The organism is Streptomyces sp. NRRL F-5135, assembly GCF_000719775.1.
GTDB classification, from domain to species: domain Bacteria; phylum Actinomycetota; class Actinomycetes; order Streptomycetales; family Streptomycetaceae; genus Streptomyces; species Streptomyces hebeiensis.
Map to the genome: position 1 here is coordinate 313,736 of NZ_JOHR01000005.1, position 14,055 is coordinate 327,790.

The window sequence follows — 14,055 nt, forward strand, 5'->3', positions numbered from 1 at the left end:
GTCTTCGATCGGTCAGCCGATGATCCGGATGTCCGGCTCGGGCTCCTCGTCCGGCTCGGCCCGCAGCAGGTGCATGGCCAGGGCGTTCAGCCCGGACGCGACGCCGTCAATGCGCTTGCTGGACAGCTTGCGGTCCGGCTTGACCGGCTTCACGTAGCCGTCGGAGTTGGTCTTGATGCCGACACAGTCCACGTGCCAGCGCAGGATCGGGTGTCCGCCGTGTGAGAGACGGCGGGAGAGCACCAGCCGCTCCAGCTGCTGGCAGGGCTGGTTCAGGCCCGCGTATCCCTGTGGGACCTGCTCCATGTCGATGCCGGCGTCTATCAGCTCGGACACGGTCTCGGTCGCGTTCCACCGGTCGTAACCGACGGAAAGGAGGTTGAATCGGGGCGCCAGCCTGTCAGTGACCAGTTCCCGCACTGCCCGGTAGTCCACGACGTTGCCCTCGGTCAGCCTCAGCGCCGGCCCCGCGTGCGCGGCTGTCTTCGACCATCGCAGCAGCGGCACCTTCGTCCGCCGCTCCAGTTCCTTCAGGTTGTCCTCCGGCAGCCAGAAGAACGGCACCCAGATGTGCGGCTCGGCCGGGTCGTCCGTCTGCGGTGGGAACCACAGCGAGAACGCCGTCATGTCCGTGGTGCTCGAGAGGTCCAGGCCGCCGTAGCAGTCGCGGCCCTCGAGGTCGTCCAGCTCCACCGGCACCGGTACCCCGCTCCCGGGGCGGCGCGCGCACGCGTTCCAGTCGTCCATGGACAGCCACCGCGTGGTCTGCTTCGTGCGCACGTTCAGGTGCAGCCGCAGGTACCGGTTGAGCTGCTGCGGGGACCGCGCAGCCTGTGCCGCCTTGCCCGCCAGGTAGTCGGCGAGCACGGTGACGCCGTAGCCGGGGTTCGCCGTCTTCAGCGTCTCCGTCGCGAACGCGTCGAAGTCCTCGGCTTCGTGATCGGCGCCGAACACCACACCCCACACCGTGGGATCCTCGGCGTGGCCACCGGCGAGGGCCTCTATCTCCTCGCGCTTCGTGGCGTAGATGGAGCCGGTCTCGGCCCCGTCGTCTGCCGTAGTGATGAAGATGATCAATGGCTGTGCGCGGGAGCCGGTGCCAGTCTCCAGCGCGTCCACGACGTCTGGGTTGCGGTGGACGTGCACCTCATCGATGACGCCACCGTGCACGTTCAGGCCGTGCGCGCGCAGGCCCTCGGACGACAGGGCCCGGAAAATGCTGTGCGTGACGGGGTGTTCCAGCAGCTTGCGCTGGATCCCGCGCCGGCCGAGCTTGCGTTTCAGCTTCGGGGAGCCGGCGGCCATGTTCGCGGCCGCACGGAAGACGATGTTCGCCTGGTCCCGGTCGCCGGCCGCCGCATAGACCTCTGCGCCGGGCTCACGGTCCGCAGCGAACAGATACAGGCCCAGCCCGGAGCAAATCGTCGACTTGCCGTTCTTGCGGGGGATCTCGAACCACACGGTGCGGATCACCCGCCACCCGTCCGGCCGTTTCAGGCCGAACACCGGGGCGATCAGGTAGCGAACCTGCCAGTCCATCAGCCGGAACTCGTGCCCTGCGTGCCGGCCGATCAGCTGTTTCAACAGCAGGAAGAACCGCAGTACCCGCTCCACCGCGATCCGGTCGAACCAGGTGCCGGGCGCGGCCGGAAGCGGGGTCACCAGCAGCGGCCGGCGGCCCTCGGTCAGCCACTCCGTGGCGTCGACCAGGCCCTCGTCCACCCAGCTTGCGATCGCTTGGTCTATCTCGGCGGTCAGCTGGACTCGTAGCCGGTCAGTCGAGGATGCCGTCCCCCTCATCTACGCCATCACCCTCCGGCTTGATGGAGCGCAGGCGGGCGTTCGGCGAGGTGAACAGCGCATGAGAGAGCTGGGCAACCACGCCGGATGCCTCCCTCCACTGCTGCCACGCCGGATGCTTGCGCTCGGCGCCACGGTGACCGATGACGGTCAGTCCGTCGGCCTGGATCGCGCGCTCGGCCTGGACGAACTTCGACCAGGCCGAGCAGTAGGTCGACAGGACAGCCCGGTCGATCCGTGACAGCACCCCGAGCCGGTTCAGTTCAGGAACGATCCGCCGCCATTCGGCCTTGGCCTCGGTGTCGAGCCACGTCGGCGCGGCCGGCGCTTTCGGCGGAGCCTTCACCCGGTCAGGAGCCGTCCGGCCGCCAGGGTTACCGCGCAACGCACGCACGTTGTCGGGCTGAGGAACGGGCCCACGGGCGCCCATGATCGACACCTCCAGAGCCAGGTCCTGGTGATAAAACCGCCTGAAACTTGCGGTCGTGCGCGCGGCACCCCCGCCTGCGCTCTGGGTCCTCCCCGGCCGGAAGATCCACACCCGCCCTACCCCGCCATCGTTCACGCGGTACGCGGATGGATCACGTCAGCCGAGGATCTGATCGGCGCGATGGATGCGCCACCAGGACTCGATGGCATCGATCGTACCGGCGGGCCTACGGTCCCGTCTCGCACGGCGCACGCATTCTTCCTCAGCCGTCGCCAGGACCACGACGCGCGCACCGGCCGGGGCCAGGCGCCGACGGTCCGTATCGCGCGGAGCGGTCGCGATGATCCACGCACGCTCGACACCGTGACTCCGCCCGAGGCGGGCGGTGGCCGCGTCCCGGGCCTCAGCGATGAAGGGGGTGAGGGCCGGGGGGTGGTCGTGCGGGTGGGGGGACCCCAGCGCCTGAGCCAGCTGGTCCCAGTCGATCACCAGGTCCCCGGGCTCGGCGCGCTCCCGTACGTACGTCGACTTCCCCGAGCACGGCGGCCCGCACACCAACGTCACCACCGTGGCGGTGGTCGGGCGCCGATTCCCTCCGCCGGCGAATCCGGTCTCGTGCGCGGTCTTGCTGTCGTGGCACGCCTTGCACATCGCCTGGCAGTTGGCCCGGTCGAATGCCAGCGCCTCGTCGCCACGGTGCGGGCGGACGTGGTCGACCACCGCAGCCGGAGAACCGCACCCCGCACGGCACAACGGTTCCTCGGACAGCACCTGGTCCCGGAGCGGAGCCCAACGAGGGTCGTTGTACACCCAGCGCCAGGCATCCCGGGCGCGGCCGGTTTGCGGCCTGCGGCACGTGGAGCAGCGGCCACTGCTGTCTTGACGTCGGCCGCACCCCGAACAACGGCCAGCTGGACGGCGCGGCACGATCGTCTCCTTCTCTGACGGCGGAAGGCCCGGCCGTACGCGCGCACCGCAGGGCCTTTCACAAACGGTCAGGAGCCGCCAGGGTCAGGACACGCGACCTCGGTGTGCGGCCATTCGTCAGCAGTCACACGGCCGCCCGTCTGTACCTTGGCGGTTGCTTCGTCCGCGTACCACTCGGCCCGGCAGACGACGGTGCCGGCATCCTTCGTCCGGACCACCTGAACTCCCAACGACTTCCGGTCTGCGGAGTTCTTGCCGATCCAGTCGTGGATCGCGGCAGTTGCGCTCTCCGTCGTGGCGTCCTCTACAAGCAGCTCGGCGCTGCTCTTCTTCTCCGTGATCACGGTGTACGGCGGCGGTGCGACTTTCGGCGCGGATGACGCCTCGTCATCGCCGCCGCATCCCGTGAGCGTGATGAACAGCGCGGCAGATGTGACGGCGGCCGCGGTTACGCGGTTACGCATGGTCCCCCCTGGACTGTAGATGAGGGAGCCATCCTGCCTGGTGTGGACTTGGCGTGACCAGCCGGTGACAGAGTTGTGACCATCACTGTCTTGGGGGTTCGGGGATGCCTACGAGGCGCAGCGCGCGGCCGCGGGTGGCGCGTTCGGCGCGGGCCAGGTCGGCGTGCGCGTACAGCGGGTGGCCGCCGGGAGTAAGGCCGGCGGGCGCGAGGTGGCCGCGGCGTGCCCACTGGCGGACGGTGGCGGGGGTGACGGCGGCGGCGCCGGCGGACACGAGTCTGCGCCACTGGGTGGCCTGGGCGGCGGCCTCGGCGGTGGTGTAGTGCTCGTCCACGCGGCTCACCTCCTACGCGTCAGCCCCCGGCGGGGCGGGGGCTGAGGAGGTCTGGGCACACGTGTGGCGCTGCATCAGTGTGACGCTACGTTGATCGTTTGTCCAGCGGCATGTGCGGCGGGTGGTCATCGCCGGCGGCGGGCGCTGCGGTGGTAGGCGCTGCTGGAGGCGCCGCTGGTGGCGGCGGGCGAGTCGGTGCCGGTCGCGATGATCATGCGATGGAACGTGCGTTCGAGTCCATCGCGATGTCGTTCGCTGTCGGGGTGTAGGGGCGCAGCTGGTGAGCGATGAACTGCGGCTCGGTGCCGTGCGGGTAGGCGCCGGAGGCCCAGGCGCGGCGGTACAGCTCGGCGACGAGGTGGACGGCGTGGCCGATGGCGGAGGCGGTCGTACGGCCTGCGAGCTCCATCACCGCCAGGTCGGCCAGGAACTCGGCGTCGGTGGGGATGGTCAGGGGCTCGCCGGAGGCCGGTAACGCCGACGTTGCGGGGGTCGCATGGTCTGTCGCGTCGGATGTCGCGGGTGTCGCATCGTCGCGCGAGGCTGTCTCGCCAGCGGTGTCGTTCTGTCGCGCGGTGTCGCGTTCGACGGCGGCCAGGTCGCGCCTCACTGTGTCTTTGCTGACGCCGAGCTGGGCGGCGATGGTGCGCAGCGAGGCGCCGTCGCGCGCCAGAGTGGCGACGGTGGCGCGGCGGTCAGCGAGCTTCATTTCCGGTGTCGCGGGTGTCGCGTGGGTGGTCATGGGGCGGTGCTCTCCGGGGCGGGCTGGGCCTGGGCGGTGTAGGTGGCGAGAGTGCTCAGGACATGGGCGTCGTACTGCTCGGGGTCGAGGTGGTTGCCACATACCTCGCAGGTCACACCCCACTGGCCGCTGGTCTCGGTGAGGGCGAACGCCGAGCATTCGGGGCAGGGCAGGGCCATTCGACGCCGGTACGGGGTGGCGTGGGTGAGCGTTCGGATCCGGTGGATGAGGTCGCCGATCTGGGTGTGGAGGCCGCGGATCCAGGGGCGGGTGACGGCGTACGGGAGGTAGGCGGTGAGCCAGCGGCACCAGCCGTCGATGGTCGCGCCGTGCGACGCGTGCGCGCCGTCGCACGGGCGGACCTGGACCGTGCCGTGGCTGTCGCGCGACACCGCCTGATGTTCGTAGGCGATGTATCCCGCCCAGCCTGAGACGAGGGCGCGGACCGGTATGGGGCCGGTGGTGTCGCCGTAGGGGTCCTCGGGCGGGTCTGGCTGGCCGGGCCCCAGCAGGTTCAGGGCGTCAAGGTTCACCGGCACGGGCGCGCTCGCCCGGGCACTGATGCGCCCTTGGGCCGGTCGGCCCTCGGGCAGAAGCGCGTTACGCAGGAGCGGGACCTGAGCCGGAAGTTCAGCGAGCCAGGCGCGCAGCTCCCGCGTACAGGCAGGGCAGGCGTAGGTGCCGTCGGTGGCCGGGCGGGGGCAGATGGTACAGCTCATCGCGGCGGTTCCTTGGGATCGTGAGAGTGCTGGGTGCCGGCGGAGGTCCACCACAGCTCGCAGCAGGCTCCGTTGAGCTCGGCGGCCACGACGTCGTCCAGTGCTGGGGCCGGGCGCTCGACGGCGGCCGCAGGGGCGTGCCGTTCGGCGGCGGCCTGGATGACGTGGCGGGCGGTATCCGCGCAGACGACGGCGCCGGTCGCGAGCACGAGTGCGACGGGCCAGAGCCGGGCCTGGCCGTAGAGGATGGCCATGGTCAGGCAGGACAGGCCGGTGGCAGCGAGGGCGGTGGCGCGGATATGGGCGGTGAGCATCAGCGCCGCCAGGAGTGCCAGGCGGCGTGGCACAGCATGAGGCCCGCCGTGCTGACCACGGTGCTCATGTACGCGATCGTGTCGATCAGGTGGATCACGTGTCTTCCTCGAGGGTGAGTTGGCCGGCGGCGGTGAGCGCGGCGTGGTCGAGCTGGTCGTCGCGGGGCTCGGCGGGGAGCCCGCCCGGCGTGGCGGCCGGGCGGGTCCTGCGGAGACAGACGGGGCCGATCCGGCGGGCGGCGGACGCGGTGGTGCGCAGACCGCGGCCGCAGACCTCGCACCGCGGGGCGGTCATCCGTCGGCCTCGGCGCCGGCGATCTGCTGGAGCAGCCACAGCATCCGGTCGGCCCGGCCCGGCGCCACAGCCGTGCGCACTTCCCGCGTACGGGGGTCGACATCCGCTCGCCACCACAGCACCAGCGCCCACAGGGCGTGCCGGGCCCCGTGCCCGGTCATAAACGGAATGTCCAGACCGGCGGCGTGCAGGGCGCCCGCGACCGTGGCGAGCGTCCCTCCCTCCCACTCCAGCAGCACCCGGCCGGCGAGGGCGGCCAGGTGCGGGGCCGCGTCGGCGGGCGAGAGAGCGCCGTCGGGGATGCCGCTGGCGCGGGGGCCGACCAGTCGCATGGTGACGTCGCACAGGGGCTGGCCGTCCGGGCCGAGCGCGACGACGCGGGCGGCGGACGGCGGCCGCCGTGTACCGCCCGGCGTCACCCCACGCTCGGTCAGCGTCACGTCGACAACGGCCAGGCGCTCGTCGGCGAGGAGCTGGGCGGCCCGCTCGGCGGCGTGCGCGCGCTGCTCGGCGGCCTGGCGCTGAACGGTACGCAGGTGGCGGATGTGTCCGCAGCAGCCGCACAGGACCTGGCCGTTGTCGTAGACGGTGCACGGCCGGTCGGGGCGTGCACCGCAGTCTGTGCACCGGCGGGTGTCCGTGCCGCCGCGGGCCCGGGCGGCGGCCAGCTGCGCCACGCTGGCCGGGCTCGGGGTCGATTCGGCGACGGCGTACAGGTCCAGGTCGGTCACGCGGCCGCGGAAGTCGCGGCCGCTGACGGTGGCGCGGACGGGCCCGCCGGGGCGCCGGGGCAGATCGAGCTGGCCGAGCGAGGTCTTGGTCATGTAGCCGTGCGGCACGTCCGCCCACGAGGCGTACTCGACAGGGGTGTTGGTCATCAGGTGCTGCTCCTGGTCTTGGCGGCGGTCCGCCAGCGGCTGACAGTGCGAGGGGTGACGTGGACGATGCGGCCGATCTCGGCGGCCGACAGACCGAGGTCGGTGAGCTGGAGTGCGGCGGCGCGGCGCTCGGGGCGGGTCATGCCGGCGGGGGCGTACCGGTCGTGGACGGCGCGGTCGACGGCGACCGGATCGGGCGTGGCCCGGGCGCGGCGGTAGGCGCGGGACTTGCAGGTCCAGCAGACAGTCCGCCACTTGACCGACGAGCGACCGCAGCCCGGGGTGCGGCACGGGCGGACCGTCACCAGCCCCGGCGCGGTCACGTTCGCCGCCAGGACGGCCGGGCCGCGCACGTGGCGTGGTGCGGCATCATCCGGTACTCGCCAGCGCGCGGTTCCGGGTGAGCCCGGGTCAGGCTCCGGACGTACAGCCGACCGTCGGGCCCACGCGAGACGGCCAGGTTCCCCAGGGCGTCCGGTTCGGCGTTCACGGGCTGGCGCCGGCCGTTGGCCGTGGTGAGGGCCCAGCGGATCCGGGCGCGGCAGGTGCTGCACAACACGACGTCGTGGTTACTGAGCACGGGCTTCTCCTTCGGGGCCGTGGTCGGTGGTCAGGTAGGGCCAGACCAGGGCTCGGCCGTAGATCGCTACGGCGCCGGCCTGGCCGTGGGTATGGAGGGCGGCGCGGATCGCGTCCGGCGTCGCGACTCCGCGTAGGTGGGCGCGCTCCTCGTCGGTGATGGCGTCGGCCGTACGGATACGGGCTGTCAGCAGCGGACGCTGCCCGTCGGGCCGGACTACCCCGTCGGGGCCCGGCGGGTCGACGTCTCGGAGGTCGGCCGGGGCCGGGTGCTGCGACCGAGGCGTGTCCCGCTGCTGCGCCCGGTGGAGGGCGTTGTCGAGGCAGACCTGGCAGCGGTCGCCGGAGTGCCAGAGCGTGCCGGACTCGCAGTCGGGCAGGCCGCAGCCGTGGCGCGGGAGGCCGGCGCCGAGGATCCAGCGGCCCGGGTCGGTGACGGGCTCGGTGCAGGCGTAGCGGTGGGTGAGCCGGGCGGTGAGCCGTTGGGCGGTCGTGCCGCTGTCGAGCTGTCGGCCGATGGCGTGGGCGATGCGGCGCAGCACGTACGGGCGGATGCCGGGCAGCAGGTGCCGTACGGGCTCCAGCACGGCCCATATTCGGGGGGAGAGCTGGAGGCCGGGGCCGGTGTAGGCGGGGCGCACCGGGGGGCGTGTGGTGGTCGAGTTCGGGTGAGGTGCGCGCTCCGGGCGTAGCCCGCGATCACGGCCACCGAATGCGGCCGGAAGCTGACCGCCGGGGTTGTCCACAGGCTTACCTCGCCTACGGCGGATACCACCACCCACCTGCGAAGACCCGTCAGGAGAGAGGTTGCTGTCTTCCTTAGACGCGAGGGATCCGCCATGATCGTCCGGACCCGATCCGTCATCAATGTCCGCACCCGCGTCGCCCGGCACGCCCGGCAGGGTGAGCTGTTCGCCGGCGGGGCACGGCACGTCGGGGACCGGGTGGAGCGGGGACGCGTGCACGGTGACGGCGTGGCGGCCCTGGTGCCCGGCGCGGTGGCCGAGCGTGACCCAGCCGGACGTGTCCAGCTCAAGCAGGATGCGGTACCCGGTCTTCTCGCTGAGCGGCTGGCCCGCGTTCTGGCCGGTGTGGTGCCGGAGTTCGCCGGCGAGCTCGGCGCCGGTGACGGGCAGACGCCGCTGCTCGGCGTGCTGGAGCAGCAGGTAGGCACGGAACCGGCGCGGGCTGAGCGTCTCGGCCGCGCGGACGGGGACCTCGAGGGCGGGAGCGTCCGCGGGGACCAGGCGGGCGTAGCGCTCGGCGGTGCGGCCGGTGCCGCCCCGGTGGGTGCGGCGCCGGGTACGGACCCACGGCTCGGCTCCGTCGGGGCCGTCGGCGTTGAGCTGGCCCAGACCGCGCTCGGCCGCCGACTTCGAGATGCCGCACATGGCGGCCAGTTCGGAGACGGCCGCGGTGCATCCGTCGTCCTCGGCCCGGGCGCCCGGCCACGTCCGCCGCGCATCCAACGCGGCGATCTTGACGTACATCACCACGGCCTCGTCGCAGAAGTCCCCGCGGTAGAGGGACTCCGGCACCCATACGGTCTGCTCGCTGCGGCGGCGCGGCCGGTTCGGGCGCACGCCTCCGGCCCCGCCGCGGGTGCGGCGGGGCTCGGCGTCAGCGAGCAGACGGCGTGTCACAGGGAGACGCGCTCCTTGCGCAGGCGCGTCAGCAGCGCGTTGGGGATGGTGAGCACAAGGTGGGCCGTCTCGTACCGGCCGGGCGTGGTGCGCTGGATCCAGCCCCTGGTCGCCAGGGAGTTCAGGGCGACCACGATCTGTGCGGCATGCAGCCGGCACTCGGTGACCAGGCCGTCCAGGCACGGCTGGTCCTGGTCGGCTATGAGGCCGGTGGTGTAGTCGGCGTGCGTCGCGAGCGTGAGCGCGACCAGGCGGTGCGTACGCGGGATGCTCCGGGACGTGCGGATGCCGATCTCCCAGATCCCGCGCAGCGGCGGGTCGTCGGGGCCGAGGACCGCGGGCGCGATCAGACGCCGGTCGGCCCTCGATGTCGAGGCCGCGGCCGTGGCGGTGCGGGGCATGTCCGCCGGGGACGGGCGGCGGGGTGGAGCAGTCGTCATCGCTGCGCTTCTCCTTCGGGTTCGGTGTTGTCGGGCTGGTTGAGGTAGGAGCCGGCGGGCCAGCCCGGGCCCGGGGCGGGTTCCGGGCGGCCCGCCAGCGCGGCCGGGGTGTGCCGGGCGCAGCACAGGCCGCGCGGGTAGAGGCGCGCGTACGTGGGCGCGTGAGGCAGGCCCAAGTCGGAACACGGGCCGGGCGATCCGCTCACAGCGGGGTCACGGTCTGGCCGCACTGCCGGCAGGCCAGCGCGCCGGTGGCGGTCCGCTCGTGGAGCGTCTCCATGTGGCCGCAGACAGGGGTGTGGCATGCCAGCCACACCCCGGGCCGGGCATCCGCCGTGGCGGCCGTCGCTCCGGGGCGGCGTCCGGCGAGCTGCCGGACGCCATCGGCGGCCCGTGCGGCCAGCCACCACACCCCCTGGAACGCGACGGCGACCACGAACGCCGCGGCGACGACCAGGAGCACGGCGACCGCGACGGCCAGGAGCAGCAGGAGCGAGACGGCGACGCCAACGACCAGGAGCAACACCCAGTCAGCGAGGGAGAAGTCAGGCACGGCGTGCTCCACGGGTCTGGTTGTCACTGAGGTGGGCGACGCACCCGGGGTAGGCGCACGTCGTGAGCACACGGCCGTCGGCCGGGCGCCCGTGCTGCGCCTCGAACGCCGCGCGGTTCCGGCGGTAGCGGGCCCCGGCGACGCGGACGTGCCCGCCGCCGGTCCACACGACGTGCCCGCCGCCGACCGCGCGGACGTTCGCCGTGAACGCGGCCGCGACCGTCGGGTAGACGGGCCCCGGCGGGTAGACCGGGGCGAGCGGCGGCACCCCGAACGCGCCGCGTAGCTCCCGCGCCCGTTCCAGCGTCACCTGGCACGCGGCGGCGACCGCACGCACGGAGGCGCCCTCGCGCAGCAGCTGCTCGGCCCGGGTGACGACGGCCGGGTCCAGGCCCCGGCCCGCCGCCGCGACCCGCGCGGGCGCGGCGCGCTCGGCGGGCGTCAGCCCACCACGAACGCCGGCCCGCTCGGCCTCGGCCGCATCCCCTTCTTCGGTCAACGCCGAGGCCAGGCACTCCGTACGGACGGGGCACCAGCCACACACGGCCTGCGCGGCGGCCATGCCCGCGGCGTCCTCCCGGTCGAACAGCCGCCCCCGGCCCTGGCAGGCGGCGCCCGCCTGCCAGGACTCCGACGGCGCGGCCACCAGCATCGTGGTGGTCACCGCGGCCACCGCCACGGGGAGCGCGCGCCGCGCCCCCGCCGACGGGACCACGGCGCATCCTCAGCGACAGCGGCCACCACCCAGCCCAGCCCGATTACGAGCCCGGCCACGATCAGCATCTGCACAGCGGTCATCAGGCGTCCGCCTCCGCGTCGGTGACGGCCGGAGACAAGGGAGTGAACGCCGCCCCCGCAGCGGGGGTGTCCTTCTCCTTGGCCTCGTCGTCGCGCTGGAGCGCAGCCCACTCCGTACGCTCGATGATCCGCAGCGCCCCGACGTACACGGTGACGCCGTCGAGCACGGTCTCCCCGTACACCCGCTCCTTCCCGCAGCCCGCGGCGTAGGGGTCGGGTCCGATCTCACGGGTGAGCGTCACGCCCAGGCGCCGCGCCCACAGGCGGGCGGACGCGGGGCCGTCCGGCTGGAGCTCGACCCGGCACTCGGCGTGCGTAGCGCGGGGGCGCACCGCCAGCAGCCCAGGCAGGTCACCGGTGGCAGCGAGCAGCCGTCGGGTCACCGCAGCAACCCGCTGTGCGGCGGCCTCCATGGCCATAACGGCAGTCAGGTGATCGCTCATCGGGCCACCGCCGTCTCGCCGTCGGCCGGCCCCTTGGCCTCGTCCTCGGTCAGGGCCCAGGCACGGACCTGCACACCGCGGACGACAGCGGTCGCCTCGGTGAACGACCAGCCGTCCCGGCGCTGGTTGGGCACGCGCACCACCGGCACGCCGTCGTACGCCGCGGCGAACTCCGCGACACGCTCAGGCATCGGGTGGAAGCACAGGCTGACGCTGTAGGTGCCGGCGTGCTCGGTGAGGGTGACGGTGTCCGGCATGGCGACCTGGAGGTGGCTCACCGCCTCCTCGGCGACCGCCAGCGCGTGCATCAGCGCGTCACGCAACGCGGAGAACGGGCGCGGCGGCGCCGGATGGGTAAGGTCGTGGTTCACGGGTTCCTCGTCTCTCTGGTGGATGAGGGGCCCGGCGGGGCTGCTCGGGACCGGCAAGTCGGAGCAGCCCCGCGCGGGGGTTAGACGGCTTCGAGCAGGTGGACCAGCGATGCGGTGACCACGCGGTGGCTGGTGCCGAAGGACAAAGTCCGTATAGGTGCTTCGCCACGCCGCACCAGGTCGTAGAGGTGGCTCTTGCTGACGCCGAGCGCAGCAGCGGCCCGAGGTACACCGACGGTGGCCGGCCACTGCCGCACCTCTGCCAGCGTCGGCACGTCCTGGCCAGTCATCGCGTCGCCGCCGCAGGTACGGGAGCCATCAGGTCCTCCACCTCGCACGCGAGCGCGGTAGCGAGGCGGCCCAGCGCTGGAGCAGACGCACCGGCCAGCCCGCGCTCGATTCCGCTGACGTGTCCCTTGGACAGTCCGGCCCGGTCGGCCAGCGCCTGTTGGGTCAGCCCCGCCGCGATGCGGCGTCGCCGCACGGCGCCCGGGTCTTGGTAGTGGGCTCTCATGGGTGACACAGTATGTAGAAGTTCAAGAAAGTACAAGAAAGAATGAGTCGGGAGTTGCCCTGAATCCTTCTTGATGAAGGTGGGGGGAGGTGATGTCCTAAAGTTCGCGGAAGTTCACTGTCGCCGTCGTGAGAGGACTCTGTGGTGAGCGAGTCGCCGCCCGCACCACCGCCCGAGGCTGAGCTGATCCGCGTGGCTCGACTCGCGCGGGGGCTCAGTCCTGAGAGAGCTGCCGATCGCACGTCTGTGCGATTGGGGGGTGGTCGGTGGCGGCACATTGAGCAGGGCTACACGCGCAAGACCCCGTACACGCCGACTGTGGCACCAGCTCAGACGCTGGCGCACATGGCGCACGTGGTGCACGTGACCTCTGATCAGCTAGCTGCGGCCGGCCGCGAAGACGCAGCCGAGATCCTCCGCGAGATTGAGCGCCAGGAAGCTGCCACCCAGGCGGACCAGGTAGTAACCGATCCGCGCGTTCGCATAGCGCTGGAGGTCCTCGGTGACCTGCCACCGAGGTTGCGGAAAGAGGTGCTCCGTCGGCTCGGCGAAGAACCGAAGCGGCAGATCGAGAAGGAGACCTAGGGGAGGGAAGGTATGGCCGATCCCATCAAGAAGATCACCTTGAAGAGTGGGAAGGTCCGGTACCGGTTCGTTGTAGACATCGGCAGTGGTGGGAAGCGGAGACAGCTCACCGTCACGAAGGACACCAAGAAGGAAGCGGTCGCCGAGTACGGGCGCATCCAGCACCAGAAGTCGACCGGTACGTACATCGCGCCGTCGGGAATGACAGTCGGCGAACTGGTGGACCTCTGGCTGAAGGCGACGCTCCCGGGGGTTGAGCTGGCCACGCAGCGGTCGTACATCAACGCAGTGGCGTACGTGAAGACCCGCCTCGGCGACGTGCGGGTGCAGCAGCTCACGGAAGACCACGTGGATGAACTGGTGGCGTGGATGCTCAAGAGTGCGCGCCGCCGCGGCGGCGCGGCCGGCACCGGAGTCAGCGTCACGACAGTCGGACACACGCTCGGTCGATTGCGGTCCGTGCTCACCCTGGGGGTTCGGCGTGGCCTCGTCGTGCGAAACGTTGCTGAGCACACCACCATCCCGCGCGAGGCGCGGAACGCGGCCCGAGCCGCACAGCAGATCGAGCCGTGGACGCAGGCCGAGGTGCGCCAGTTCCTCGCGCATGCCTCCACCCACCGGCTGTACGCGGTCATGATGCTGTCGCTGATCGCGGAGCGGCCGGCGGAAGTCTGCGGAGCTCGCTGGAAAGAGGACGTCAGCTTCTCCGGTGAGGGCACGATCGCCATCGGCAACACCCGGACCCTGGTCTACGACGACACACGGGAGAAGGGGCAGCGGACCGCGGTGGAGGAGAAGGAGACGAAGACGGCGGCCGGCACTCGGACTCTCCCGCTGCCCGCGCCGCTGTACAAGGCGCTCAAGTCGTTTCGCACGCTCCAGCTGCGAGAGAAGCTGGCAGCCGGGGATGCGTACGAGGACAGCGGCTACGTGGCCGTGGATAAACTCGGCCGCCCGTTGCAGACGGACAAGTTGCGGCGTGAGGCGTACGCGCTCATGGACGCTGCGGGCGTTCGTCGGATCAAGCTGTACTGGGCGAGACATACGACGTTGACCTGGATGGCGAACAGCGGCGGTGTGCCCGACACGGTGGTGTCGGCGTGGGCTGGCCATTCCGATCTGTCGTTCACGAAGCGCAGGTATGTTCACCGTGATCCCGACAGTCTGAAAGCGGGGTCCGAGAAGCTCGCCACGTTCCTCGGCTGAGGATCATGATCAACATCTTT

23 protein-coding genes are annotated in these 14,055 nt (G+C 71.8%); 2 read left to right on the forward strand and 21 right to left on the reverse strand.

Features of this window, described 5'->3' with window-relative positions:
• Positions 1–12: 12 nt before the first annotated feature.
• The 21 genes from IG02_RS0110185 to IG02_RS39080 form a co-directional block, all read right to left on the reverse strand.
• Positions 13–1,800, reverse strand: coding sequence for a terminase large subunit (locus tag IG02_RS0110185; protein WP_107055568.1), 1,788 nt, complete (start codon positions 1,798–1,800; stop codon positions 13–15).
• Positions 1,775–2,230 (reverse strand): phage terminase small subunit P27 family, encoded by a 456-nt coding sequence (locus tag IG02_RS37720; protein WP_078854369.1) that lies wholly within the window; start codon positions 2,228–2,230, stop codon positions 1,775–1,777. Before IG02_RS37720 ends, IG02_RS0110185 begins: the two co-directional genes overlap by 26 nt.
• A gap of 156 nt (positions 2,231–2,386) precedes the next feature.
• On the reverse strand, positions 2,387–3,157 hold the full coding sequence (locus IG02_RS37725) for an AAA family ATPase (RefSeq protein WP_078854350.1): 771 nt from the start codon (positions 3,155–3,157) through the stop codon (positions 2,387–2,389).
• 68 nt (positions 3,158–3,225) lie between these two features.
• Entirely contained in the window at positions 3,226–3,621 is a 396-nt protein-coding gene (locus tag IG02_RS36175) for a hypothetical protein (RefSeq protein WP_037802654.1), read from the reverse strand.
• 82 nt (positions 3,622–3,703) lie between these two features.
• Complete coding sequence (locus IG02_RS0110205; protein ID WP_030744481.1) at positions 3,704–3,955, reverse strand: MerR family transcriptional regulator; 252 nt, start codon at positions 3,953–3,955, stop codon at positions 3,704–3,706.
• 211 nt (positions 3,956–4,166) lie between these two features.
• Positions 4,167–4,697: a helix-turn-helix domain-containing protein gene (locus tag IG02_RS0110215; protein ID WP_030744484.1), complete on the reverse strand. Its 531-nt coding sequence runs from the start codon at positions 4,695–4,697 to the stop codon at positions 4,167–4,169.
• A complete protein-coding gene (locus tag IG02_RS41480; protein ID WP_051764769.1) occupies positions 4,694–5,416 on the reverse strand; it encodes a hypothetical protein in 723 nt (240 codons plus the stop codon). The genes IG02_RS0110215 and IG02_RS41480 overlap by 4 nt, the downstream gene beginning before the upstream one ends.
• Positions 5,413–5,763 carry a hypothetical protein gene (locus IG02_RS0110225; protein WP_037802655.1) on the reverse strand — a complete coding sequence of 117 codons (351 nt, stop codon included), beginning with the start codon at positions 5,761–5,763 and terminating at the stop codon, positions 5,413–5,415. The genes IG02_RS41480 and IG02_RS0110225 overlap by 4 nt, the downstream gene beginning before the upstream one ends.
• A 61-nt stretch (positions 5,764–5,824) precedes the next feature.
• Complete coding sequence (locus IG02_RS40495) at positions 5,825–6,025, reverse strand: DUF6011 domain-containing protein (protein WP_030744496.1); 201 nt, start codon at positions 6,023–6,025, stop codon at positions 5,825–5,827.
• The gene (locus IG02_RS0110240) at positions 6,022–6,903 is read right to left on the reverse strand and encodes a hypothetical protein (protein ID WP_030744502.1); all 882 of its coding nucleotides are present in this window, start codon (positions 6,901–6,903) and stop codon (positions 6,022–6,024) included. Before IG02_RS0110240 ends, IG02_RS40495 begins: the two co-directional genes overlap by 4 nt.
• Positions 6,903–7,256 (reverse strand): helix-turn-helix domain-containing protein, encoded by a 354-nt coding sequence (locus IG02_RS0110245; RefSeq protein ID WP_030744503.1) that lies wholly within the window; start codon positions 7,254–7,256, stop codon positions 6,903–6,905. Before IG02_RS0110245 ends, IG02_RS0110240 begins: the two co-directional genes overlap by 1 nt.
• Positions 7,223–7,483: a hypothetical protein gene (locus IG02_RS0110250; protein ID WP_030744504.1), complete on the reverse strand. Its 261-nt coding sequence runs from the start codon at positions 7,481–7,483 to the stop codon at positions 7,223–7,225. Before IG02_RS0110250 ends, IG02_RS0110245 begins: the two co-directional genes overlap by 34 nt.
• Entirely contained in the window at positions 7,473–9,125 is a 1,653-nt protein-coding gene (locus IG02_RS36180; protein ID WP_037802656.1) for a hypothetical protein, read from the reverse strand. The genes IG02_RS0110250 and IG02_RS36180 overlap by 11 nt, the downstream gene beginning before the upstream one ends.
• On the reverse strand, positions 9,122–9,565 hold the full coding sequence (locus tag IG02_RS0110260) for a hypothetical protein (protein WP_158712271.1): 444 nt from the start codon (positions 9,563–9,565) through the stop codon (positions 9,122–9,124). The genes IG02_RS36180 and IG02_RS0110260 overlap by 4 nt, the downstream gene beginning before the upstream one ends.
• A complete protein-coding gene (locus IG02_RS39075) occupies positions 9,562–9,741 on the reverse strand; it encodes a hypothetical protein (protein WP_234314683.1) in 180 nt (59 codons plus the stop codon). Before IG02_RS39075 ends, IG02_RS0110260 begins: the two co-directional genes overlap by 4 nt.
• A 26-nt stretch (positions 9,742–9,767) precedes the next feature.
• Positions 9,768–10,118, reverse strand: coding sequence for a hypothetical protein (locus IG02_RS0110265; protein WP_158712272.1), 351 nt, complete (start codon positions 10,116–10,118; stop codon positions 9,768–9,770).
• Positions 10,111–10,833 (reverse strand): WhiB family transcriptional regulator, encoded by a 723-nt coding sequence (locus IG02_RS36185; protein WP_037802657.1) that lies wholly within the window; start codon positions 10,831–10,833, stop codon positions 10,111–10,113. The genes IG02_RS0110265 and IG02_RS36185 overlap by 8 nt, the downstream gene beginning before the upstream one ends.
• An 82-nt stretch (positions 10,834–10,915) precedes the next feature.
• Positions 10,916–11,359, reverse strand: coding sequence for a hypothetical protein (locus IG02_RS0110275; RefSeq protein ID WP_030744511.1), 444 nt, complete (start codon positions 11,357–11,359; stop codon positions 10,916–10,918).
• Positions 11,356–11,730 (reverse strand): hypothetical protein, encoded by a 375-nt coding sequence (locus tag IG02_RS0110280; RefSeq protein ID WP_030744513.1) that lies wholly within the window; start codon positions 11,728–11,730, stop codon positions 11,356–11,358. The genes IG02_RS0110275 and IG02_RS0110280 overlap by 4 nt, the downstream gene beginning before the upstream one ends.
• A gap of 80 nt (positions 11,731–11,810) precedes the next feature.
• On the reverse strand, positions 11,811–12,020 hold the full coding sequence (locus IG02_RS0110285) for a DNA-binding protein (RefSeq protein ID WP_030744514.1): 210 nt from the start codon (positions 12,018–12,020) through the stop codon (positions 11,811–11,813).
• The gene (locus IG02_RS39080; protein ID WP_078854352.1) at positions 12,017–12,244 is read right to left on the reverse strand and encodes a helix-turn-helix domain-containing protein; all 228 of its coding nucleotides are present in this window, start codon (positions 12,242–12,244) and stop codon (positions 12,017–12,019) included. Before IG02_RS39080 ends, IG02_RS0110285 begins: the two co-directional genes overlap by 4 nt.
• A 345-nt stretch (positions 12,245–12,589) precedes the next feature.
• Here IG02_RS39080 and IG02_RS42690 point away from each other — a divergent pair, with 345 nt between their 5' ends.
• On the forward strand, positions 12,590–12,829 hold the full coding sequence (locus IG02_RS42690; RefSeq protein ID WP_234314684.1) for a hypothetical protein: 240 nt from the start codon (positions 12,590–12,592) through the stop codon (positions 12,827–12,829).
• Positions 12,830–12,841: 12 nt separating this feature from the next.
• Positions 12,842–14,035 carry a tyrosine-type recombinase/integrase gene (locus IG02_RS0110295; RefSeq protein WP_030744518.1) on the forward strand — a complete coding sequence of 398 codons (1,194 nt, stop codon included), beginning with the start codon at positions 12,842–12,844 and terminating at the stop codon, positions 14,033–14,035.
• The last annotated feature ends 20 nt before the right edge of the window (positions 14,036–14,055 follow it).